General features: G+C 64.2%; 26 protein-coding genes and 1 pseudogene. 18 read left to right on the top strand and 9 right to left on the bottom strand.

Annotated features, from left to right (window positions below):
* Positions 1–52: 52 nt before the first annotated feature.
* Positions 53–1,411, bottom strand: coding sequence for a histidine kinase (locus ABIB06_RS07595; RefSeq protein ID WP_354045242.1), 1,359 nt, complete (start codon positions 1,409–1,411; stop codon positions 53–55).
* A gap of 145 nt (positions 1,412–1,556) precedes the next feature.
* Between ABIB06_RS07595 and ABIB06_RS07590 the strand changes: the two genes are divergently transcribed.
* Positions 1,557–2,177 carry a response regulator gene (locus tag ABIB06_RS07590; protein ID WP_354045244.1) on the top strand — a complete coding sequence of 207 codons (621 nt, stop codon included), beginning with the start codon at positions 1,557–1,559 and terminating at the stop codon, positions 2,175–2,177.
* Positions 2,178–2,246: 69 nt separating this feature from the next.
* Positions 2,247–3,092 carry an S-formylglutathione hydrolase gene (gene fghA / locus ABIB06_RS07585; RefSeq protein ID WP_247349560.1) on the top strand — a complete coding sequence of 282 codons (846 nt, stop codon included), beginning with the start codon at positions 2,247–2,249 and terminating at the stop codon, positions 3,090–3,092.
* Between the two features lie 111 nt (positions 3,093–3,203).
* Here the strand turns inward: fghA and ABIB06_RS07580 are convergent, their stop codons facing one another.
* A complete protein-coding gene (locus ABIB06_RS07580) occupies positions 3,204–3,704 on the bottom strand; it encodes a DUF3280 domain-containing protein (protein WP_354045247.1) in 501 nt (166 codons plus the stop codon).
* A 127-nt stretch (positions 3,705–3,831) separates the two neighbouring features.
* On the opposite strand from ABIB06_RS07580, the gene ABIB06_RS07575 reads away from it, so the two are divergent.
* The 6 genes from ABIB06_RS07575 (at position 3,832) to ABIB06_RS07550 (ending at position 8,866) form a co-directional block, all read left to right on the top strand.
* The gene (locus ABIB06_RS07575; RefSeq protein WP_354045249.1) at positions 3,832–5,013 is read left to right on the top strand and encodes a lanthanide ABC transporter ABC transporter substrate-binding protein PedA1; all 1,182 of its coding nucleotides are present in this window, start codon (positions 3,832–3,834) and stop codon (positions 5,011–5,013) included.
* A 145-nt stretch (positions 5,014–5,158) separates the two neighbouring features.
* Positions 5,159–6,175 carry a YVTN family beta-propeller repeat protein gene (locus ABIB06_RS07570; protein ID WP_502916526.1) on the top strand — a complete coding sequence of 339 codons (1,017 nt, stop codon included), beginning with the start codon at positions 5,159–5,161 and terminating at the stop codon, positions 6,173–6,175.
* Positions 6,172–6,978, top strand: a complete 807-nt coding sequence (locus tag ABIB06_RS07565) for a lanthanide ABC transporter ATP-binding protein PedB/LutE (RefSeq protein WP_354045250.1) — start codon at positions 6,172–6,174, stop codon at positions 6,976–6,978. The genes ABIB06_RS07570 and ABIB06_RS07565 overlap by 4 nt, the downstream gene beginning before the upstream one ends.
* Positions 6,975–7,823: a lanthanide ABC transporter permease protein PedC gene (locus ABIB06_RS07560; RefSeq protein WP_247349564.1), complete on the top strand. Its 849-nt coding sequence runs from the start codon at positions 6,975–6,977 to the stop codon at positions 7,821–7,823. The genes ABIB06_RS07565 and ABIB06_RS07560 overlap by 4 nt, the downstream gene beginning before the upstream one ends.
* Positions 7,820–8,434, top strand: coding sequence for a hypothetical protein (locus ABIB06_RS07555; RefSeq protein WP_354045251.1), 615 nt, complete (start codon positions 7,820–7,822; stop codon positions 8,432–8,434). The genes ABIB06_RS07560 and ABIB06_RS07555 overlap by 4 nt, the downstream gene beginning before the upstream one ends.
* 132 nt (positions 8,435–8,566) lie before the next feature.
* Positions 8,567–8,866: a copper-binding protein gene (locus tag ABIB06_RS07550; protein WP_354045253.1), complete on the top strand. Its 300-nt coding sequence runs from the start codon at positions 8,567–8,569 to the stop codon at positions 8,864–8,866.
* Positions 8,867–9,030: 164 nt separating this feature from the next.
* Here ABIB06_RS07550 and ABIB06_RS07545 read toward each other — a convergent pair whose 3' ends face one another.
* Both ABIB06_RS07545 and ABIB06_RS07540 read right to left on the bottom strand, forming a co-directional pair.
* Positions 9,031–9,588: a PQQ-dependent catabolism-associated CXXCW motif protein gene (locus ABIB06_RS07545; protein WP_247349568.1), complete on the bottom strand. Its 558-nt coding sequence runs from the start codon at positions 9,586–9,588 to the stop codon at positions 9,031–9,033.
* On the bottom strand, positions 9,585–10,463 hold the full coding sequence (locus ABIB06_RS07540; protein WP_247349570.1) for a substrate-binding domain-containing protein: 879 nt from the start codon (positions 10,461–10,463) through the stop codon (positions 9,585–9,587). The genes ABIB06_RS07545 and ABIB06_RS07540 overlap by 4 nt, the downstream gene beginning before the upstream one ends.
* A 127-nt stretch (positions 10,464–10,590) precedes the next feature.
* Between ABIB06_RS07540 and ABIB06_RS07535 the strand changes: the two genes are divergently transcribed.
* The gene (locus ABIB06_RS07535; RefSeq protein ID WP_354045255.1) at positions 10,591–11,517 is read left to right on the top strand and encodes a quinoprotein relay system zinc metallohydrolase 2; all 927 of its coding nucleotides are present in this window, start codon (positions 10,591–10,593) and stop codon (positions 11,515–11,517) included.
* A 59-nt stretch (positions 11,518–11,576) separates the two neighbouring features.
* Complete coding sequence (locus ABIB06_RS07530; RefSeq protein WP_354045257.1) at positions 11,577–12,395, top strand: quinoprotein dehydrogenase-associated SoxYZ-like carrier; 819 nt, start codon at positions 11,577–11,579, stop codon at positions 12,393–12,395.
* A gap of 36 nt (positions 12,396–12,431) precedes the next feature.
* Here ABIB06_RS07530 and ABIB06_RS07525 read toward each other — a convergent pair whose 3' ends face one another.
* Positions 12,432–12,791 carry a hypothetical protein gene (locus ABIB06_RS07525; protein WP_247443906.1) on the bottom strand — a complete coding sequence of 120 codons (360 nt, stop codon included), beginning with the start codon at positions 12,789–12,791 and terminating at the stop codon, positions 12,432–12,434.
* Between the two features lie 87 nt (positions 12,792–12,878).
* On the opposite strand from ABIB06_RS07525, the gene ABIB06_RS07520 reads away from it, so the two are divergent.
* The 4 genes from ABIB06_RS07520 to ABIB06_RS07505 are packed head-to-tail and all read left to right on the top strand — an operon-like array spanning position 12,879 to position 15,717.
* Positions 12,879–13,877: an ABC transporter substrate-binding protein gene (locus ABIB06_RS07520; RefSeq protein WP_354045259.1), complete on the top strand. Its 999-nt coding sequence runs from the start codon at positions 12,879–12,881 to the stop codon at positions 13,875–13,877.
* 1 nt (position 13,878) lies between these two features.
* On the top strand, positions 13,879–14,616 hold the full coding sequence (locus ABIB06_RS07515) for an ABC transporter permease (RefSeq protein ID WP_018460294.1): 738 nt from the start codon (positions 13,879–13,881) through the stop codon (positions 14,614–14,616).
* Positions 14,606–15,316, top strand: coding sequence for an ABC transporter ATP-binding protein (locus ABIB06_RS07510; RefSeq protein ID WP_247443907.1), 711 nt, complete (start codon positions 14,606–14,608; stop codon positions 15,314–15,316). The genes ABIB06_RS07515 and ABIB06_RS07510 overlap by 11 nt, the downstream gene beginning before the upstream one ends.
* 47 nt (positions 15,317–15,363) lie before the next feature.
* Positions 15,364–15,717, top strand: a complete 354-nt coding sequence (locus ABIB06_RS07505; RefSeq protein WP_354045262.1) for a hypothetical protein — start codon at positions 15,364–15,366, stop codon at positions 15,715–15,717.
* 173 nt (positions 15,718–15,890) lie between these two features.
* Here ABIB06_RS07505 and ABIB06_RS07500 read toward each other — a convergent pair whose 3' ends face one another.
* From ABIB06_RS07500 to lanM, 4 genes are all read right to left on the bottom strand, one after another.
* A complete protein-coding gene (locus ABIB06_RS07500) occupies positions 15,891–16,100 on the bottom strand; it encodes a hypothetical protein (RefSeq protein ID WP_247349578.1) in 210 nt (69 codons plus the stop codon).
* Between the two features lie 105 nt (positions 16,101–16,205).
* On the bottom strand, positions 16,206–17,111 hold the full coding sequence (locus tag ABIB06_RS07495) for a DUF6662 family protein (protein ID WP_354045265.1): 906 nt from the start codon (positions 17,109–17,111) through the stop codon (positions 16,206–16,208).
* A 24-nt stretch (positions 17,112–17,135) separates the two neighbouring features.
* Positions 17,136–17,216 (bottom strand): pyrroloquinoline quinone precursor peptide PqqA, encoded by an 81-nt coding sequence (pqqA, locus tag ABIB06_RS07490; protein WP_018460299.1) that lies wholly within the window; start codon positions 17,214–17,216, stop codon positions 17,136–17,138.
* A 171-nt stretch (positions 17,217–17,387) separates the two neighbouring features.
* A complete protein-coding gene (gene lanM / locus ABIB06_RS07485) occupies positions 17,388–17,780 on the bottom strand; it encodes a lanmodulin LanM (protein WP_354045266.1) in 393 nt (130 codons plus the stop codon).
* 343 nt (positions 17,781–18,123) lie between these two features.
* On the opposite strand from lanM, the gene ABIB06_RS07480 reads away from it, so the two are divergent.
* The 4 genes and pseudogenes from ABIB06_RS07480 (at position 18,124) to ABIB06_RS07465 (ending at position 21,703) form a co-directional block, all read left to right on the top strand.
* On the top strand, positions 18,124–19,788 hold the full coding sequence (locus ABIB06_RS07480) for a methanol/ethanol family PQQ-dependent dehydrogenase (protein ID WP_354045268.1): 1,665 nt from the start codon (positions 18,124–18,126) through the stop codon (positions 19,786–19,788).
* Positions 19,789–19,798: 10 nt separating this feature from the next.
* Positions 19,799–20,155, top strand: a complete 357-nt coding sequence (locus tag ABIB06_RS07475; protein ID WP_354045270.1) for a c-type cytochrome — start codon at positions 19,799–19,801, stop codon at positions 20,153–20,155.
* Positions 20,152–21,081 (top strand): substrate-binding periplasmic protein, encoded by a 930-nt coding sequence (locus ABIB06_RS07470; protein ID WP_354045272.1) that lies wholly within the window; start codon positions 20,152–20,154, stop codon positions 21,079–21,081. The genes ABIB06_RS07475 and ABIB06_RS07470 overlap by 4 nt, the downstream gene beginning before the upstream one ends.
* A 182-nt stretch (positions 21,082–21,263) precedes the next feature.
* Positions 21,264–21,703, top strand: a pseudogene (locus ABIB06_RS07465) (hypothetical protein).
* Positions 21,704–21,741 lie beyond the last annotated feature (38 nt).

Raw genomic sequence — 21,741 nt, 5'->3', positions numbered from 1 at the left:
CACCCGTTTTCCCGACAAAATCGGGAATTTTTCCCGATTGTATCAGGCGCGATCACGCCGCCGCCGTCGGAACCAGTGCCTCCACGGTCAGACCGCCATCGCCGGAGACGACGTTGAGCGTGCCGCCCAGCGCCAGTATCCGCTCGCGCATCCCGACCAGGCCGAAGCCGAGCTTATGGCCCGGCTCCATGCCGCGGCCATTGTCGCTGACCCGCACCCGGGCGCAGCCACGGCCATCGGCCGCCGCCTGCTCCACCGGCTCGATGAGGACATTGACCGAGGTCGCGCCGGCGTGGCGGAACACGTTGGTGAGCGCCTCCTGCACGATGCGGTAGATCGTGAGGTCGGCGGTCTCCCCCGTGACGCCAAGCGCCGGCGAGATCACGGTCTCGATGGCGACATCGGGATGCGACTCCCGCCACAGCCGCGAGAGCGATTCCAGCGCCTGGCGCAGGCCGAGCTCGGCAAGGCCGACGGGCCGGAGCCGCTCCAGCACGCGGCGATTGAACTGCTGAAGCGCGTTGATCTGCTCCATCATCGCGCTGCCGTGTTTTCGCACGGCCTCCGCACTCGGCGCGCGCCCGTCCGCCTGCTTCGCCAGCGCGCTCGCATGTGCGCGCAGCGAGAACAGATACGGCCCGAACTCGTCATGGAGCTCGCGCGCGATCTCCTTGCGCTCGACGTCCTGGAGCGACACCGCTCGCTCGGCGAGGCGCCGCTTGTCCTCGACGGCCTCGCTGAGCGTTGCCGCAAGATGATTGAGCTTGGTGCAGATCGCGGCGAGCTCCGGTGCGCCGCCCGGCGTGACGCGCGCCTGATAGCGCCCGTCTTCGAGCTCGGCCATCACATCCGCCAGGGACTGAAGCGGCGCCAGGGCGCGGCCGACCACATTCATCATCACCAGGAACAGCGCGAGCGCGATCCCCGAGCCGACCTCGAGCTGAGTCACGATGGCGTCCCAGATCTCGGCGATCTCGTCGTCGGGATGCGAGGTGATCAGCAGCGAGCCCGGCTTGCCGTGGATCGAGACGGGCACGCTCACCGCGGTTTGCTCGGGATGAACCAGGCCGACGAACCAGGCCGGCGGCCCGCGCGTGTCGTCATCGGCGTCGGCCCGGGGCTGCGTCAGCGGCTTGCCGCCGGCGTCCCGAAGCGCGATGCTGACATGGCGCAGGCGGCTGAGGTCGCGCGCGATCTGATTCAGCCTGGTGTCCGGATCGGGCGCCTCGTTGAGATCGGCAACGATCATCCCGATGAATTCGCGCGCGAGCCGGATCACGCTCTGGTCTTCGGCCTGCACGCGCGGCCCGGCTTCCGCGACCTGCCGGCCGATATTGACGGCGAGCCCCAGCGCCAGCAACAGCGCCAGCAGCAGGTTGATGCGCCCGCGCAAGGATAGATTTTGCCACATTGGTGTCGCCCGTGCCCCCGCGGAGGATTGCTCGCGCCTGTCCGATGACGTTGACAGAGGCGAAGCGCCCGATATCTAATCGAAAGCGTACAGCAATCCCGGCCGGGCGCGAAACAGGCCAAGACGCTGTCGCGAGGAACGCCCTATGCGCATTTTGATCGTCGACGATCATCCCATCGTCGCCTCCGGCTGCCGTGCCGTGCTGGCCGACGAGGGCGAGATCGAGATTTTGGAGGCCGCCGACGCCGAAGACGGCGAGTGCGTCTTCATCGTCGAGCGCCCCGACCTCTCCATCATCGACATCAACCTGCCGACCGTGTCCGGCTTCGAGCTCGCGCGCCGCATCCTCGAGCGCGCGCCCGAGGCCCGAATCATCATGTTCAGCATGAACGACGACCCTGCCTTTGCCGCGCGGGCGATCGAGTGCGGCGCCAAGGGCTACGTCTCCAAGACCGGCGACCCCGACGATCTCGTCGAGGCGATCCGCACCGTCGGCAGCGGCGGCACCTATCTGCCGAGTGCGATCGCGCGCAGCATCGCCTTTGCGGGACCCGCGCTGGCGCAAAGCCCGCTGGCGAAGCTCAACGCGCGCGAGATGGAGATTTTGCGGCTGCTCAGCGCCGGAAAGAGCCTGTCCGAGATCGCCTGGCTGGTGCAGTCGTCCTACAAGACTGTTGCCAACACCTCGTCCATCATGCGCCAGAAGCTTGGGGTGAAGACCTCGGTCGAGCTGGTGCGGCTGGCGATCGACAGCGGCGTGGCCTGACGGCCGCCACGAATTCGGTCACACAAGCGTTGCAATCCTGATGTGGTTTGACGCCACGGAGCTAACGGCATGACGATTCAGACTGTCTCGACCAATACCTCCTATGGCGGCGTGCAAGGCGTGTACCGCCATGCGAGCCAGGCGACCGGAACCGATATGACGTTCTCGGTCTATGTTCCCCCGCATGCGGCCGGCGCCAAGCTGCCCGTGGTTTGGTATCTGTCCGGCCTCACCTGCACGCATGCCAACGTCACCGAGAAGGGTGAATTCCGCAAAGCCTGCGCCGAGCTCGGCCTGATCTTCGTCGCGCCCGACACCAGCCCGCGCGGGCCGGACGTGCCGGGCGATGCCAACAATGCCTATGATTTCGGCCTGGGCGCCGGCTTCTATGTCGACGCGACGGAAGCGCCGTTTTCACGCAACTATCGCATGTGGAGCTACGTCACCGACGAACTGCCAAAACTCGTGGCGGAGAATTTTCCGGTCGATGCCAAGCGCCAATCGGTGATGGGCCATTCAATGGGTGGCCACGGTGCGCTGACGGTCGCGCTGCGCAACCCGCACCGTTTTCGCGCGGCCAGCGCCTTCGCTCCGATCGTGGCGCCGTCGCTTGTGCCCTGGGGCATCAAGGCGCTGACCGGCTATCTCGGTCCCAACAAGGACGCCTGGCGCAGCCACGACACGGTGGCGCTGATCGAGGACGGCGCGAAGTTTTCGGGCTTTCTGGTCGACGTCGGCGAGGCCGATAACTTTTTGAAGGAGCAGCTTCGTCCCGAATTGCTGCAGGCAGCCTGTGCCAAGGCCAACATCCCGCTGACGCTGCGGCGGCAGGCGGGCTACGACCACAGCTATTATTTCATCTCGACCTTCATGGGCGATCATCTGCACTGGCATGCGGAAAGATTGAAGGGATGATGGCTTCTTTCCTTCTCCCCTTCTTGTGAGAGAAGATGGCGCGAAGCGCCGGACGAGTGGTTGTGTCCGCGCGTTCAATGAGAATTGGAATCGCGAAGAGAAGTTCCCTCCTTACGGCTTGCCGTAATTCGGTGCCAGCAACCGGTTGCGGATCAAATAGCTCATCGTGCGCGTCCAGGATTCATCCGTGTTGCCACGCATGTCGGCGCTGGCGGCCGTGATCATGGTGCCGGTCTTCACGTCGCGCAGGTAGATGTTCAGATTGATGATCAGATTCGAGACCTTCTGCACCATGCCGGTGATCTCCAGGTCAGCACCGAGCTGCCCGGCAAGCTTGAGGTCGCAGCCGCCGCAGGCCTGCAGATTGGCATGACGGGCGGCGTCCCTGATCGGCGCGATATCGAGCATCTGGAACCTGCCTGACTCCGTCAGTTCCTTGCGCAACTGCTCGCCGATGAGCAGGAGCCGCGCCTCCTCCGTCTTGGAGCCGTAGAACTCGCCGGGCAGGCTGGTGTCGATCAACTCGAAGTCGAACACCGCGAGTTTTGGCGGATCGGCAAACGCGACCGATGTCGTCAACAGCAAAGCAGCAAAACATATCAGCGCTCGCATGATCGTGATTTCAGTCCTCGTGCACGCGGGGCGAAATGCGGGGTTGCATGCCCTGACAAATCGGTCATGCTTTAGCAGAGACAATTCTCCACCGGCGGTCAAGCCAGGGAGAACATCTGGAGGAAACATGATCCGATGGTTGGTCGGCCTGATCGGCCTGGGTCTTGCTGCGACGAGCGCGCTCGCCGCCGACCCTGTCATGATCGGCGTCGGCTATCTCGGCGTCGCCGGCACCAGATCGACGCTGTCGCTGGTCGAGCAGCCCGCGGAGAATGACGGCGTCGCGGGCGCGCGCCTCGCCATCGAGGACAACAACACCACCGGCAAATTCCTCAACCAGCGATTTGTGCTGGAGGAGCGCCGGATCAAGGAGGGCGAGGATGCCGTGCAGGCCGCGACCGATCTCGCCGCACGCAACGGCTTCATCATCGCCGACCTGCCGGCGGATGCGCTGCTGAAAGTCTCGGACACCTTGCGCGACCGCGGCACGCTGCTGTTCAATGCCGGCGCGATCGACGAGCGTCTGCGCGAGGCCGATTGCCGTGCCAACGTCATCCACACCGCGCCGACACGCGCGATGCTGGCGGATGCGCTCGGCCAGTATCTGGTGTGGAAGCAGTGGAAGCGCTGGCTGCTCGTGGTCGGCTCGCATGACGAGGACAAGCTGTTCGCCGACGCGCTGAGGCGCACGGCCACGCGGTTCGGTGCCAAGATCGTGCAGGAGCGCAGTTTCGAAGACAAAGGCGGCGCGCGCCGCACGGACTCAGGCGTGACGCTGATCCAGCGCCAGATGCCGGTGTTCACGCAACAGGCACCGGCTTACGACGTGCTGGTCGCCGCCGACGAGAGCGAGGTGTTCGGCGCGTACCTGCCCTATCGCACCTGGGATCCCCGCCCGGTCGCGGGCTCGGCCGGCCTCGTGCCGCGGAGCTGGGACGCATCGCAGGACCAGTGGGGCGCGATCCAGATGCAGAACCGCTTCGTCAAGCTGAACGCGCGGAGGATGACTGCGCTCGACATGCAGGTCTGGACCGCGGTGCGCATGATCGGCGAGGCCACCTCGCGCACCAATTCCGGCGACGTCAAGAAGGTCACCGACTTCATCAAGGGCCCGGACTTTTCGGTTGCTGCCTTCAAGGGCACAAAGCTGACCCTGCGCGACTGGAACCTGCAGCTGCGCCAGCCGATCCTGCTGGTCGACGGCCGCATGGTGGTGTCGGTGTCGCCGCAGGAAGGTTTTCTGCACCAGGTCTCCGAGCTCGACACGCTCGGCTATGACCGCCCGGAGAGCAAATGCAAATTGAAGTGAGCATTGTGAGATGAGTTCGAGCTGCGACTACAACGACGCTGCGCTCCCTCCCCCGCTCGCGGGGGAGGGTTGGGGAGAGGGTGTCTCCGCGAGCGAGAACCTCCTAGAGGAGAGAACCCTCACCCGCATCGCATCTATCGATGCGATGCGACCTCCCCCGCAAGCCGGGGAGGTGAAACCAACCCGCAGCGGAATACCGCGCTTGTGGCGTGTGGGATTGCTGTCCGGGCTGGCGCTGGCGGCAGCGCCGGCGCATGCGTTCATCGCCTATGTCTCGAACGAGAAGAGCAACACGGTGTCGGTGATCGACACCGACAGCTGGACGGTCACCAAGACCATCAAGGTCGGCCAGCGCCCGCGCGGCATCGACTTCACGCGCGACGGCAAGTTCGTGATGGTCGCGGTCGGCGACGACGACACCATCCAGATGATCGACGCGAAGACGCAAGCCGTGGTGGACAGCCTGCCCTCCGGACCCGACCCTGAATTGTTCGCCCAGGATGCCGCCGGCAAGATCCTCTATGTCGCCAACGAGAACGACAACACGGTGACCGTGATCGACCTCGAGAAGCGCGCCCGTCTTGGCGACATCCAGGTTGGCGTCGAGCCCGAGGGCATGACCATCAGCCCGGACGGCAAGACGCTGATCAACACGTCCGAGACGACCAACATGGCGCACTTCATCGACACCTCGTCGCGCCAGATCGTCGCCAATGTATTGGTCGACGCGCGGCCGCGCTTTGCCGAATTCAAGCACGACGCTTCCGAATTGTGGGTGTCCTCGGAGATCGGCGGCACCGTGTCGATCATCGACCCCGGAAAGCACGAGGTGACCGGCAAGGTCAATTTCGAGATCCCGGGGTTGAGGAAGGAGGCAATCCAGCCCGTCGGCATCGGCATGACCAAGGACGACAAGACCGCCTTCATCGCGCTCGGTCCCGCCAACCGCGTCGCCGTGGTCGATACCGCCACGCGCAAGGTGACGAAATATCTGCTGGTCGGACAGCGGGTCTGGCATATGGCGTTCACGCCGGACGAGAAATATCTGCTCACCACCAACGGCGTGTCGAACGACGTCTCCGTCATCGACGTCGCCGCGCAAAAGGTGATCAAGACCATTCAGGTGGGCGAACTGCCCTGGGGCATCACGATCGCGCCATGACCAGCCCTGCTCCCATCGCCGAACAACGCGAGGTGCCGAAGCCCAATCCCGCTGCGGTGCCGGCGCTGTCGATCGACGGCGTCAGCCATGCCTATGGCCCGCGCCGGGCGCTGATGGACGTGTCGTTCAACGTGCAGCCGGCGAGCTTCACGGCGCTGCTTGGCCTCAACGGCGCTGGCAAGAGCACGCTGTTCTCGCTGATCACGCGGCTGTTCGGCATCCAGACCGGCCGCGTCGGCATTTTCGGCCATGACGTCAGCAAAAGTCCCGGCGAGGCGCTGCGGTTGCTCGGCGTCGTGTTCCAGCCGCGCACGCTCGATCTCGATCTGTCGCTGACACAGAACCTGCTCTATCACGCCGCGCTGCACGGCATCAGCCGCCGCGAGGCCGCAGTGCGCAGCGCCGAGTTGCTCGGCCGCATCGGGCTGACCGAGCGCGCCGGCAGCAAGGTGCGCGATCTCTCGGGCGGGCAGATGCGGCGGCTGGAGATCGCACGCGCGCTGCTGCACCGTCCGCGCCTGCTATTGCTGGACGAGCCGACCGTCGGCCTCGACGTCAAGGCGCGCGCAGACATCATCAGCCATGTGCGTCAGCTCGTGACCGAGCAAGGCATCGGCGTGCTCTGGGCCACGCATCTGTTCGACGAGATCATGGCCGGCGACGATCTCGTGGTGCTGCACCAGGGCAAGGTGCTGGCGCAGGGACCAATGAGTCGTGTCGTTGCGGAAGCCGGCGCGCAGGACGTCAACACCGCCTTCATGCGCCTGACCGGCGCGCAGACCCTGCCGGGCAGCGGCGCATGAGCAGCATCACGACACGCGACACGCCGCGCGGCTTCTCAGCCGCCGAGTATATGACTTGTCTCACCGGCATCGTCTGGCGCGAGGGCCTGCGCTTCCTGCATCAGCGCGAGCGTTTCGTCTCGGCGCTGGTACGGCCGCTGGTCTGGCTGTTCATCTTCGCCGCCGGATTCCGCCAGGTGCTCGGCATCTCCATCATCCCTCCGTACGAGACCTACATCCTCTATGAGGTCTTTATCGCGCCCGGGCTGATGGCGATGATCCAGCTCTTCAACGGCATGCAGTCCTCGCTCTCGATGGTCTATGACCGCGAGATGGGCAACATGCGCACGCTGCTGGTAAGTCCCTTGCCGCGCGGGTTCCTCTTGTTCTGCAAGCTGCTCGCGGGCACCGCGGTGTCGCTGCTCCAGGTCTATGCGTTCCTGCTGATCGCCTGGTTCTGGGACATCACACCTCCCCCGATCGGCTATCTCACCGTACTACCGGCGCTGATCCTGTCCGGACTGATGCTGGGCTCGCTCGGCATGCTGATCTCGTCCGGCATCAAGCAGCTTGAAAGCTTTGCCGGCGTCATGAACTTCGTGATCTTCCCGATGTTCTTCGCATCCTCCGCGCTCTACCCGCTCTGGCGCGTGCAGGAGGGCAGTCCCTATCTCTATTATCTCTGCGAGGCCAATCCGTTCACTCATGCGGTCGAGCTGATCCGGTTTGCGCTGTACGGACAGATCAACTGGGTCTCGCTGGCGGTGGTCGCGACCTGCACAATCGTCTTCATGATCGGGGCGATCTATGCCTATGATCCCTCGCGCGGGCTGGCGCGACGGGGCCCTGCGGGAGGCGAAGGATGAAGGTTCGGGTTCTGGCCATGGCCGCTCTGATGCTCGCAGTCGCGAGCACGGCGGCACGCGCGACCGATCCGCGCCATCCGGATTGGCCCTGTACGCAAGCCAAAGTGCCGGAAATCTCGCTCGCCGCCGTGTGGGCTGGTCCTTCGCTCGATGACGTGCAGAACAAGTGGAAGGAGGACGCCAGGGTCAGCGCGCTGGTCTCGAAACTGGCGGCCCGCAAGACGCCGCTGGACGACGCCGAGAAGTCGGTGAAGGAGTTCTTGGCGGGCTCCGCGGCCGACAAGACCGCGAATGCAAAACTTCTGTTCGCCGGCCTGTTCGACACGCTCAACGCCCAGCGCTCGCAGGTCATCGGCGGGCTGGAACGCGTCAGCCGCAAGCAGCGCGAGGCCGCCGACAAGATTCGCGAGGAGTCGATCCAGCTCCAGGCGCTCCAGGGCGCAACGCCGCGCGACGAGGCCAAGGTCGATGCGCTCAGCAACGAGCTGATCTGGAAGACTCGCATTTTCGAGGACCGCCACAAAGTGGTGCGGTTCGTCTGCGAGGTTCCCACCACAATCGATCAGCGCCTGTTTGCGCTGGGACGCGTCATTCAGCAGGAAATGGAATAGCGTCACCCCACTGACAGCTTTGCAAGTTCCGGCGATCTCAACGCTATCGTTAATCTTTGCCGCGCCATCTGCCGGAACTAAATCGATCCAGGATGGCTTGTCGAAGAGAGTCCAAGACGTCGGGAGGCCTTGATGGGAACCACGAAATTCATCCTCGCAGGCGCTGCGGCCGTCAGCATGCTTGCAAGCAGCGCATTCGCTGACGACATGACCGGAATGGTCACGCGGATAGATCGGCTCAACAGCACGATTTCGATTCAGCAGATGCAGAAAGGCACGGTCGGCGGCAGCGCAGGCGGCGCCGGCGCGCTCCAGGAGTACAAGGCCAAGGACGCCGCGATGCTGGATGCCGTGCACGCCGGCGACAGGGTGAGCTACTCTGCAACCGTCAATAACGGCACGGGCACGCTGACCAAGCTGCAGAAGCAGTAGGGGAAACTCTCTGTCCCATTGCCGCCATCCTTCGAGACGCCCGCCTTCGGCGGGCGCCTCACAGGATCTGATTTCGCTGCGGGATGTAGACGCTCATGGTGAGGAGACCGCGAAGCGGTCGTCTCGAACCACGAGGCCAGCGATGACCGAGCTCGCTCAATTCTTTATTGCTCCGGCCGCAGCTCCGGCTGTGCCTCGTCGGTTGGGAGTTTGGCGCGCTCCCAGCCGTCGGTGCCTTCGGGATACCAGGCGACGTTGGAGTAGCCATACGCGAGCGCACGCTTGGCGGCGTTCCAGGACATCCAGCAGTCGGCCAGGCAATAGATCACCAGCAGCGCGGCCTTGTCGCCAAGCGACGCACGCGCGAGCCCGCGCTGAAAATAATCGTCCATAGCCGGCGGCAACGCACCATAGCCAGTATCGGGCAGCCAGATGCTGCCCGGAATGTTTTTGCGCGGCGCCTCGCGCCAAACGGTACCCGCGGGAAGGTTCTTCGGCTTCGGCGCGCGCGGCAGCACGTCGATGAACACGCCGCTCTTCGCGTGCCAGATCGCCTCGGCTTCCGAAGTCGACAGCACGCGCGCGCCGCCGAGCGTCGCCGGCACAGGCGCGCGGTAATTGTCGGCGCGATAACCCTCGGGCTCGAACGGCTCCTGCTGCTGCGCGACTACCGGCGCCACCAGAGTGGCGGCGACCAGCGCAGCGGCAATCTGCCGCCTCATGGCGTCTTGGCCGTCTCCGCGCCGAGCGGCCGGTCGCTCTCGTCCAGCAGCGGCACGCCGAAATCGAGCAGGATCTTGTTGATCTCGCCCTGGTTCTCCTGGATCAGCTTGTTGAGTTGCCGCTTCCAGTTCTGGTCGGCGGCACGCACGCCCATACCGATGCGATAGGCCAGTTTTGGTCCGGTGGTTTCCTTTACCAGCGGCGTGACATGAAGCGAGCCCGCCTGCTTCGCGTAAAATCCCGCCATGGGTCCCCACAGCACGCCGGCGTCAATCTTGCCTGCCGCGAGATCATTGATCATTGCCTGCGCCGAATTGTCGTAGCGCGTGTCGATCATCAGCGGATAGGGCTTTGCATCGCCCATCAATCCCGCGATGGCCATGTTGGTCGCAGGCGGCGTTCCAGCGACGATGCCGACATGCTTGCCCTTCAGCCTGGTATCCTCGAGCGTGTCGACCTCCTCAAGCCCGCTGCCGGCTTTCGCGACCAGCGCATAGCTCGTGCGGTAGTAGGGATTGGTGCCCTGGACGAGGTCATCGCCTTGGGGGAAGCCCATGATGACGTCGCAGCGATGCGAGCCGAGCGTCATGCGCACGAAGCCGGTAGCCTGCGGAAAAAAGACATAGTCGAGCTTCTTCTGGAGCTTGTCTGCAAACAACTCGGCAAGCTTGTTCTCGAACCCCTCGCCCTTTTCATTCGAGAACGGCAGATTGCGCGGGTCGGCACAAACGCGCAGCACCTTGGGATCGACCAGCTCGAAGGAGAGGTCGCCGGCGTCGTTGGTCTGCGCGACGGCGACGTCGCCGAACGCGCAAGACGCAACCAGGATACTCAGTGAAACCAACCAGCGACGATGTCGTCCGGCCTCCGTCATCGCGCTTCCTCCTAGGATTGTTTGAATGCTAACCATGCAACGCATGACGCACCATTTCTGCCAGACTTTGTGCTGGCTTTTCTTTGTTGCAGTGCAACTGCGCAACCCTTTGAACTGAGGCGGAAAAGTGTCTCGCATCGCTTTCGTGATTGCAGCCTCGTCCCTGCTGGTGACGGCGACACTAGCATGCGCAGGAGCGGCCGAATTGCCTGTAAGCGAAGTCGCGCCGGGAATCTTCGTACACTCCGGGACCATCGCCCTGATGACCCGCGAGAACGAGGGCGACATCGCCAATGTCGGCTTCATCGTCGGCGCGGATGCGGTCGCCGTCATCGATACCGGTGGTAGCCTTCGCGAGGGCGAGGCGCTGCTGGCTGCGGTGCGGGCCCGCACCAGCAAGCCGATCCGCTACGTCATCAACACCCACGGCCATCCCGATCATGTCTTCGGCAATGCAGCCTTCGTCGCCGGGGACACGCGCTTCGTCGGCCATAGCCGGCTGCCGCAGGCGTTGGCGACGCGCGGGCCGTATTATCTCGACAATTTCAGACGCATCATGGGCGACGAATTGATCTCTCCCGTGAAGATCGTGCCGCCAACGATACCTGTCACGGACACCCTGACGCTCGATCTCGGCTCGCGCCACCTGACCTTGCGGGCCTGGCCGGCCGGACACAGCGACACTGATCTCACCGTGTTCGATGAGACGAGCAAGACACTTTTCGCGGGCGATCTCGTCTTCCTCCGCCATATTCCGGTGATGGACGGCAGCATTCGCGGTTGGCTCGGCATCCTCGGGGAACTCGAGAGCATTCCGGCGCTGCGCGTCGTTCCGGGTCACGGACCCGTGAGTGAATGGCCTGCAGCCCTGATCGATGAACGGCGTTATCTCACGGCGCTGCTGGCGGACGTCCGGGCGTCGAACAAGAAGGGCGAACCGATCCGAACCGCCGCAGACAAGGCGGCCGCCTCGGAGCGGTCGCAATGGCAGTTATTCGACGACTACAACGCTCGCAACGCAACCGCAGCATTTTCAGAAATTGAATGGGAGTAGCGGACGCGCTACGCTAGGCCCGACAACTGCTTCTGCTTCGTCCGCGCGGGACCATGACCATGATGGGATGCACACGCCGCCTGCCCCTGATCGCCCTGCTCCTCGGCATGGCATTCGCCGTGCCGGTGCAGGCTGAAGAAGCTTACGATCCCTGGCCGGGCCTCGTGCAGGACATCTTCAGCAACCGTCCGATGCACGACGGCGGCGATGTCATTGGCATCGATATGCCGTATCGCGCCGAGGATGCGGCGATCGTGCCGGTGACCCTGCGCAGCAAGCTTTCGCCGGGCGATGCCCGCCGCATCCGTTCGATCACGCTCGTGATCGACCGCAATCCGGCGCCTATGGCGGCGAAGTTCGAGCTCGGCCCCGATGCCAACGTCACCGAAATCTCGACGCGGGTACGCATCAACAACTACACCGACGTCCATGCGGTTGCCGAGCTCAGCGACGGCCAACTCTATGTCTCAAAAGTCTATGTGAAGGCCTCGGGCGGCTGCTCTGCCCCGGCGGGGAAGAATGCCGAGGAAGCCCAGAACCGGCTCGGCCAGATGCGCTACCGGCAATTCGCGCGGCAAGAGACCCCCGCGAGCCGCATGCGCGAGGCGCAGATCATGATCGGCCATCCCAACAATTCCGGCCTGCAGATGGACCAGGTCACGCAGCTCTACATTCCCGCCTTCTTCGTCAACCAGCTCAAGTTGACGCAGGACGACAGCCCCGTGCTCTCGATGGAAGGCGGCATCTCGATCTCGGAAGATCCCAATCTGCGGTTCACGTATGTGTCCAACGGCGCCAAGCGTTTTCGCGCGGAGGCCAAGGATACGGATGGACACGTGTTCCGCAACGAGTGGGATGTGGAGAAGCCGGGGACGTGAGCCCCTCACCCGTCATGGATGCACGCCGCCAAGGGATTAAAAACACCTCACCTCGGCTTCGGCCTGCGCGCGCCTCAAATCGTTCACAGCCGAGTTCGCCTGCTCCGAGGTGCGGAACTGGACGCCGAGATTGCCGCGGACCTGGGACATGCTGAGCGCGGTTTCCGCGGTCACATAGCGCTCATAGGATACGATCGAGGCCACCACGTCGATCGAGCAGGAACATTGCTCGATCGCCTGCCGGCTCTCGCCATTGGCCTTCATGCAGCCATAGACGTACTCCGCACGCGCCGCCGTCGGATAATCATTCGCCTCCTCGGCGCGCACTGCGAGCGCGGTCGCAGCCCACACCGCCAATGCGGCGACAATCGGTCGTAGCTGTCCGGCCAGATTCATGCGCGTCCTCCCGCTGGTTGCGACGAAAGCTATGCTATGCGTATTGTCCTGAAAAGCACTCTGTCAGAGGAAACGGCTCACAAGGTGATGAGAGCACTTGGTTTGATAAGAGCACTTGGTCGACCATTGGCGCTCGCGGTGACGCTGGCGCTGACACTCGCCGGACCCGGCCGCGCCGCGGATACCATCCGCCTTGCGGTGCAGAAGACCGGAACATTCTCCTGGGAGCTGGCCGCGATCCGCGCCGGTGGCCTCGACAAGGAGGCCGACCTGTCGCTCGACGTCACCGAGCTTGCGAGCCCCGAGGCCGGCAAGATCGCGCTGCGCGCCGGCAATGCCGACATCATCCTGTCCGACTGGCTGTGGGTGTCGCGCGAGCGCGCGCTCGGCGCCAAGCTCACCTTCTATCCCTATTCCAGCGCGCTCGGCGCGGTGATGGTGCCGGCTTCCTCGCCGATCAAGTCGCTCGCCGATTTGAAGGGCCGCAAGCTCGCCGTCGGCGGCGGCCCGATCGACAAGAGCTGGCTCTTGCTCCAGGCCCGGTTGAAACAGGACGGCATCGACCTGAAGTCGGAGGCGACCATCGTCTATGGTGCCCCGCCCCTGATCGCCGCCAAGACGCTCGACGGCGAGATGGATGCGAGCCTCAACTTCTGGAATTTCTCCGCCCAACTGGAGGCCAGGGGTTTTAGGCGCCTCACCGGCATCGAGGACATTTTGCCGAAGCTGGGCGCCAGGGGCGCGGTCTCCGCCGTCGGCTATGTCTTCGACGAAAGCTGGGCGGCGAGCCATCGCGAAGCTGTGGCACGCTTCATTGCGATGACGCGCAAGGCCAAGCAGTTGCTGGTGACCTCGGATGCCGCCTGGGACAAGATCGCGCCGCTCACCGGCACGAGCGATGCTATCCTGCTGAAGACCTATCGCGAGCGATATCGCGACGGCATTCCGCGCCGGAGCATCGATGACGAAGAAAAGGACGCGCGCGTGCTCTACCGCGTGCTCGCCGAGACGGGCGGCCGCGACCTAGTCGGCCCGGCCGCTGAACTCGAGCCGGGCACGTTCTATCACGCAGTTCCCGGAGACTGAGGTGCTGCGTCTTCTGTCGTTTGCCCTGTTGCTCGCGATCTGGTGGATCGCCGCGCTGTTCGTCGGCGCCGCGAAGCTGCCCTCCCCGCCCGCCGTGCTCGACGTCGTCGTCGCGGAAGCTTCGAGCGGCGCGCTGTTCCTGCATCTCGGCGCCACGCTCGCTCGCGTAAGCCTCGCCTTTGTGCTGGCGATGTCACTCGGCAGCGCCATCGGCTATCTGATGGGACGGGTGAAGCTTGCCGACCGGCTCGGCGATCCCTGGCTGATCCTGCTCCTGAACCTGCCCGCGCTGGTCGTGATCGTGCTGGCCTATATCTGGGCCGGGCTCACTGAAGCCGCAGCGATCGCGGCGATCGCCATCAACAAGTTGCCGACCGCCATTGTCACCCTGCGCGAGGGTGCGCGCGCGCTCGACCGCTCGCTCGACGAGATGGCGAGCGTGTTCGCGATGCCGCGCTGGCGCGCGTTCCGCCACGTCGTGCTGCCGCAACTGGCGCCCTATATCGCAGCCTCAGCCCGCTCCGGATTGTCGCTGGTGTGGAAGATCGTGCTGGTCGCCGAACTCCTGGGCCGGCCGAACGGCGTCGGCTTCGAGATCGGCGTCGCCTTCCAGCTGTTCGACACGCCGCGGCTGCTGGCCTATTCGCTGACCTTCGCCGCCGTCGTGCTCGTGATCGAGACCGCGCTGGTGCAACCGTTCGAAGCCCGCGCAACCCGGTGGCGACCCCGTGCGGCTTGAGGTCGATATCACAGGCAAGACGTTCAGGAGTGCCGCGGGCGGAACACAGGGGGTGCTCGCGCCGGTCAGCTTCGCGCTTCAATCCGGCGAGGTCGGCGTGCTGATCGGTCCGTCCGGCTGCGGGAAGAGCACGATGCTGCGCATCATCCTCGGGCTCGACCGCGATTTCGGGGGGCACGTCTCGCGTCCGCCCGAAGCGCGGATCGGGATGGTGTTTCAGGAGCCGCGGCTGTTGCCGTGGCGCTCTGTCGAGCAGAATGTGCGGCTTGCGGCCCCCGATGTCACCGATGCGAAGCTCGCCGAGCTGTTTAGAATCCTGGAGCTGGACGCGCATCGCAGCCACTTTCCCGGCGAGCTGTCGCTCGGCCTCGCCCGGCGCGTCGCGCTCGCCCGCGCCTTTGCCGTCGAGCCCGATCTGCTCGTGCTCGACGAGCCGCTCGCCTCGCTCGACGACGCACTCGCCGGCCGGTTGCGCGACGAGATCGCCACGCTGGTGGCGCGCCGTCCGGTGATGACGTTGCTCGTCACACACAGCCTGGATGACGCGATCCGCCTCGGCGATCGCCTGTTCTTGCTGTCGCCGCGGCCGGCGCGCATCGTGCGGGAGGTGCCGATTGCCATCCCACGTGCGCAGCGCAGCGAGGCCGAGCTCGGCAGGATCAGGGCCGAGCTCGCGGCGCTGCAGCTTGAATCGAAATGAGAACTCATGGTCAACTGGACCAATGAAATCTTCGCGGGAGGTTCACCATGCGGCGTCAGTTGATTGCGATCGGCATCCTGTTGGTTGCGATGCCGGGCGCGGCGCTCGCGCAGGCCAAGGGCAAGGGCATCCGACTCTGGAATCTGACGACGGAGACGATCTCCGGCTTCCAGCTCTCGCCGGCCGGCAAGACCGAGTGGGGACCGAACCAGTGCTTGAACGACAAGGACAAGGAGGTCGACCACGACGAGCGGCTGCGCATCACCGGTATCGAGCCCGGCCGCTACGACGCCAAGGTCAGCTATCCCAGTGCACGGCAGTGCATCGTCCGCGACATCGAGATCAAGCCGGATGCGGTGTTCTCGATCGCCGACAAGGATCTGAAGGACTGCAGCAAGTAACGTGGCTGCGTTACTGGCGTTTTCCCCTCATCGTGAGGAGCGCGAAGCGCGTCTCGAACCATGCAGGGCCGCCTGTCCGTCTGTCCCTTGTGGCCATCCTTCGAGACGCTTGCTTCGCAAGCTCTCAGGATGAGGACCTAAGCCAGTTGCGACCGGCAAGGCAGCGCAACGCTTCACGCCTTGTCGTGCGGGTGCGGATATTCGCAGCGCCATCGCACCGCCTGCCACTTCGGATGGTCGCCGATCCATTGCGCGATATAGGGCGGCGCGGCCATCGCGCACTGCGTCGGCGAGCCGGCGTAGTTGAATACCAGATGCTGCTCCTCGCAGGTCGCAGGCGAGAGCAACGCACATACAGTCACTACCAGGTCGATCGGGTTCATGCCGGGATCCTCGCAGAGGCGATCAAGATTAGCACAAAAGGTTACGTTCCGAGGAGCGGGAAGTTTCAATCCGGCCGTAAGAGAGGCCGTGGGGAACTCGCCTTCCTAGAAGTTAACCCCAAACACCAGCCTCGCCTGGTGGCGCTCGAAATTGACGAGGTCGAGATTGGCACCTGATCCGGCCGGACGGCCCCAGGCCTGCATGCTCCAGCTCACGGTCAGGCGCGAGCGCTCGGAAAGCTGGAAATAAGCGGTCGGACCGACGAACAGGGCTTGGCCGGCAAGCTCGCCGAGGCCGATGCCTTCGTACTGCCGGAAGTAGCGCATCTCGCCGCCGAGCAGCACATTGGGCCGCACACGCACCATGCCGGCGAAGGCCGCGCCGATGGTCGAGCTCTTTTCGGACAGTCCCGCCACCTCGAAGCGCGCCCATTCCGGTTGATAGATCAGATTGAGCGCGCCGATGGCGAAGTTCGGGATCAGTTCGCGATCGAAGGCGAGTGTGAAATCGGCGCCGTACATCCGCCCTTTCGCGCCGCTGGTTTCGTCGATGCGGTCGCCATGGAGCTCAGCGCCGACGGTCATGCCGAACGGCGCGTGCTCGCGGTCGAGCAGGCGATAACGCAGGTCGAGCGAGGCGCCCTGAAAATTGAACTGGCGACGATCATCGATGTCGGGGACGCCGGTGATGTCGTGCAAGCTAGCGATGCCGCCGACCTCGATGCGGAAGTTCGGCAGCGGCACGATCTCGATCTCGACTTCCTGCGAGAGGGCGCGATAGGCCCCTCCGCCTTTGCCGAATCGCCCCGTCGTTTCGGTCTGGAATTCGCGCTCACCGGGATTGCCGACATCGGTGCCGATCAAAAAGCCGAAGATGTGCTCGGTATCGAAGCCCTCTTCGGCGCTGACGCACGCCGGTACGAGCGCGACTGTGCAGGCGGCTATGGTCCAGAATGTATGGGCTCTCGCGCGCATCCCTGACACTACCACGGCTTCAATGGCGTTTGCCATCGAAGCCGCGACAGGTCGTCAGTCTTACTTGCGCAAAGCGCAGGCGTACATGTTGATTTCCATGCCGACCGGCACTTCCACAATCTTCGGAGCTTTCCAGGCCATTCGGGGGTCTCCCAAGGGATGAGCGCGACATCGCGCGGGGCAAAACCTAGGGCTGCATCAGCGACAGCGCAAGTCTGGAATCAGACGACGAACACCGCGAACTGTCGCATCGCGCTCGCGAATTTCCCTCTCGGGCAAAACGCCTTCGCTCCCAGTCAAGCGCGGCTTCTCTCAGCGCAACAATCGCAGCAATGCGCGGCCGGCGCGCGAGTTCAGCTCCTTCGCATCCAGCGTTCCATCCTTGTCGGGATTTGCCGCGTTGAAGCGCTGCTCCACCACCGAGAGATATTCGTCGAGCGTGAGGGTCCCGTCACGATCGGGATCGGCGGCGGCGAGTTCTTTCGCCGTTAACCGTCCGCGCAATTCGCGGGCGTCAAGCGTGCCGTCGTGATCGGGATCGAGCTTGGCGAACAATGCGGCCGCCGCCTTCTTCACCTCGGCAAGATCGAGCGTGCCGTCATTGTCGGTATCGAACAATTTTACGGCGCCGACGGATGCCGACCAGGCCGGACCGGACAGCAGTGCAATCGTGAGCGCAAGCGCAACAGAGCGACGCGATATCATCAAAATCTCCCTGACCGAGAGCTCCGATTGGGAGCCGGATCGTAATGACATAAGTCCACACGCGGGCTTCCGTTCAAGCCCCGAATTGCAACCTGCGCACTGCACAACCCGCAGAACCCGACGGCCCGGGCGCGGCGCCCCGCATGGGCTCCGCTTCGCGCCGCGGAATTTCTTCAGCGCCTGCGCACAAGTTGAGAATCGTTTGTAAGGTTTCCGTCAGATGACCGGCGTCTGGCATCCAACATATCGGCAGCGCGCCTTCGACTTTCGTATTGACGCGTTTTGCATTCGGGCGGAGTGTTGCTGTCGCAGCGTCAACAGGCGCGCATATTGGGAGGAACGGATGAAACGCTTTGCGATGGCCGCGAGCCTCGTCATGCTTGCATCGACTTGTGCAAATGCACAAACCAGCGAGCAGCTGGTCAAGGGCGCGACCGATACATCGAACGTTCTCAACTACGGGATGGGCTACAATCTCCAGCGCTTTTCGACGCTGAAGCAGATCAACAAGGACAGCGTCAAGAACCTTGTCCCGGTCTGGAACTACTCCTTCAACGACGATCGCAGCGAGGAATCGCAGCCGCTGGTGTATCAGGGCGTGATCTACGTGACCTCCCACAACGCGACCATGGCGGTCGACGCCAAGACCGGCAAGCAGATCTGGAAGAGCAAGATCGAGTATCCGGCCGAGACGCCGCGCATCGTCTGCTGCGGCATCATCAATCGCGGCGCCGCGCTCTACGACGGCAAGGTATTCCGCACCACGCTCGACGCCAACGTGATCGCGCTCGACGCCAAGGACGGCAAGGAATTGTGGCGGCAGAAGGCGGCCGACATCAAGGAAGGCTATTCGATGACGGTGGCGCCGCTGGTCGCCGACGGCGTCGTGATCACCGGCATCTCCGGCGCCGAGTTCGGCACCCGCGGCTTCATCGACGGCTGGGATCCGGCGACGGGCAAGCACCTGTGGCGTACCCATTCGATCCCCTCCCCCGACGAGCCCGGCGGCGACACCTGGAAGGGCGATACCTGGAAGCTCGGCGGTGGCTCGACCTGGATCACGGGCTCCTACGATCCCGAGCTGAACACGGTGTATTGGGGCATCGGCAATCCCGGACCGTTCAATTCGGCGGTACGCCCCGGCGATAACCTCTACACCTGCTCCGTGCTGGCGATGGATCCCAAGACCGGCAAGATCAAGTGGCACTACCAGTTCTCGCCGAACAATCCGTTCGACTATGACAGCGTGGCCGAGATGGTCCTCGCCGACATCAACGTCGAGGGCAAGCCGACCAAAGTGTTGATGGACGCCAACCGCAACGGCTTCTTCTACGTGCTCGACCGCACCAACGGAAAGCTGCTCGCGGCCAATCCTTACGTGAAGGTCAACTGGGCGACCGGAATCGACATGAAGACCGGCAAGCCGATGGAGACCGACGTCACGACAGGTGCTCGGGAAGGCAAGAAGGTGACAGTCTATCCGTCGATCCTCGGCGGCAAGAACTGGGAACCGATGTCGTTCAATCCGCAGACCGGATTGGCCTACGCCAACACGCTCGCCTTCGGTGGCCGGTACAAGACCGAACCCGTCACCTTCAAGCAGGGTGAATGGTATCTCGGCATGGACCTCACCGATCTCTGGGAGTGGGGTGACGGCCCGCGCGGTCATCTGAAGGCGATCGATCCGATGACTGGCAAGGCGAAGTGGGAGGCGCCGAGCGACATCCCGCGCTTCTCGGGCGTGCTGTCGACCGCGGGCGGCGTCGTGTTCTCGGGCGCGCTGACCGGCGAGTTCGAGGCCTTCGACGCCGACACCGGCAAGAAGCTCTGGCAGTTCCAGACCGGCTCCGGCATCGAGGGACAACCGGTGACATGGCAGCAGGATGGCGTGCAGTATGTCGCCGTCACCAGCGGCTATGGCGGTGTCTACTCGCTGTTCTCCGGCGACGAGCGGCTTGCCAAGGTGCCGCCCGGCGGCTCGCTGTGGGTCTTTGCGGTCAAGCAGTAACCACGGCGCGATGCTGAAAGACGGATCTCACAAGACGGCGGCAATCCTCGCCGCCGTCGCGGTGCTCACGGTCGCGCTTGCGGCGACCGTTCGTGCCGCGGATAACGCAACCGGCAATCCCGTGCAGGCACAGATCGACCACGGCAAGTCGACCTATGCCGAAAAATGCTCGCACTGCCACGGCCCCAACATGATGAACCCCGGCACCATCACGCCGGACCTGCGCGCCTTCCCAAACGACAAGACGCGCTTCGTCACCACGGTGAAGAACGGCAAGAACAACAAGATGCCGCCCTGGGCTGACATCCTCAACGACGACGAGATCGGGGATCTCTGGGCTTTCATCTCGAGCCGGAGGAAGCCATGAAGACCTGGCACGTCGCGTGGAGCGTTGCCGCGATTCTCGCGGCGGCGGCCACGGCTGCGCGCGCGGCCGACGATCCGCTCAGGATCTGTCTCGACGAGGACCGGCCGCCGCTCTCGGTGCATCACAAGGGCAAGCCGGACTCCGGCTTCGACGTGCGGCTGGCGCAGGCGCTCGCCGACCGGCTCGGACGGCCTCTGACGATCCAGTGGTTCGAGAGCAAGCTGGATGAGGATTCGAGCCCGCAGCTCGAGGCCAATGCGCTGCTGTCCGACGGGCGCTGCTCGCTGGTCGGCGGCTACGCGCTGACGACGGATTCGCTCGTCAAGCCCGGCATGAAGACGGCACGCTTACCGGATTTTGCCGGCGCCACCCGTGACGACCGGCGCCGCCGCGTCGCGCTCGGCGTGCTTGCACCGAGCCAGCCCTATGTTTACTCGCCGATGACGGTTGTGCTCGGGCCGAAGGCGCAGGGCCGCAAGATCGGCGATATCGGCGACCTTGCCGGCCTTCGCCTCGTCATCGAGAGTGGCTCGCTGGGCGATGCCGTCCTGATGACCTTCGACAAGGGGCGCCTGATCGACAACATCACCCATCTCGTCCCCGGTCGCGACGATCTCCTCGGCGCGCTCGCTCGTGGCGACTACGACGCGACGCTGATCGACCTCGGCCGTTTCGACGCCCATCGCGCCGCGCATCCCGACACGGCAATCACGGCGTCCGGCTATTACTATCCGATCGGCGCCAACCGCGGCTATGTCGGGCTCGCCGGCGATCCCGCACTGATCGACGTCGTCAACACGGCGCTGAGCGGGCTTGCTGCCGAGGGCAAGATCGCCGAATTCGGCAGGCAGGCAGGGCTGACCTATCTGCCGCCGCGAGAGCCTGCAATCCTCGGCGACGTCTGGATGAAGATCATCCAGCGGTGAGATGACATGCGACCACACTGGATCGCCCGCCTTCGCGGGCGGCCTGGAGCCGGCCTGAACCTCGAGGCGAGGTACCTTCGCCGACATCCGACCAAAGCCTAGTGTCGGAAACGCATCTTCGCGCTATGATTGTGCCACGCTGGCGGAAGATCTCCCCGGCGCGGACGAGAAAGGCCGATCCCATGACACCGGATGGCGTCACACCGGATGGCGTCGCCATAGCCGTCATGATCATTCTGCTCTTTCCGATGGGCTATTTCACGCTGGCTTCGCCCGCCTTCCTGCTGGTGAAGCTGGATATCCAACCCGTCGCCCAGCTTTTGCGCGGAATGTTCAATGCCCATTTTCTGGTGATGCGCGTTGCCGGAATCATCGGAACGGTCGCCTTCCTGTCGACGGTCGTTTGCTCGCCGCGACCGGCGTTGGCTTGGTTACAGCCCTGGCGATCTACGGACGCCGCGGCTTCATGCGGCGGATCGACGACCAGCTCAGCGCGCGAGACGCCGGCGATACCGAAGCCCCACGCCGATTACGCCGGTTACATTGGAGCGGGATGCTGGGCAACGCGGTGCTGCTCGCCGCTCTCGTGGCCGGTATTCCCTACGTCGCCCTATCGGCGTGAGAGACATCGCGGACGTGTGACGGTCATTTGCTCTCGGC

This window comes from Bradyrhizobium sp. LB8.2 (assembly GCF_040548035.1).
In the GTDB taxonomy this organism is placed as follows: domain Bacteria; phylum Pseudomonadota; class Alphaproteobacteria; order Rhizobiales; family Xanthobacteraceae; genus Bradyrhizobium.
Note: the sequence above shows the minus strand (reverse complement) of the source record. Positions and strands in the feature narration are given on the sequence as shown.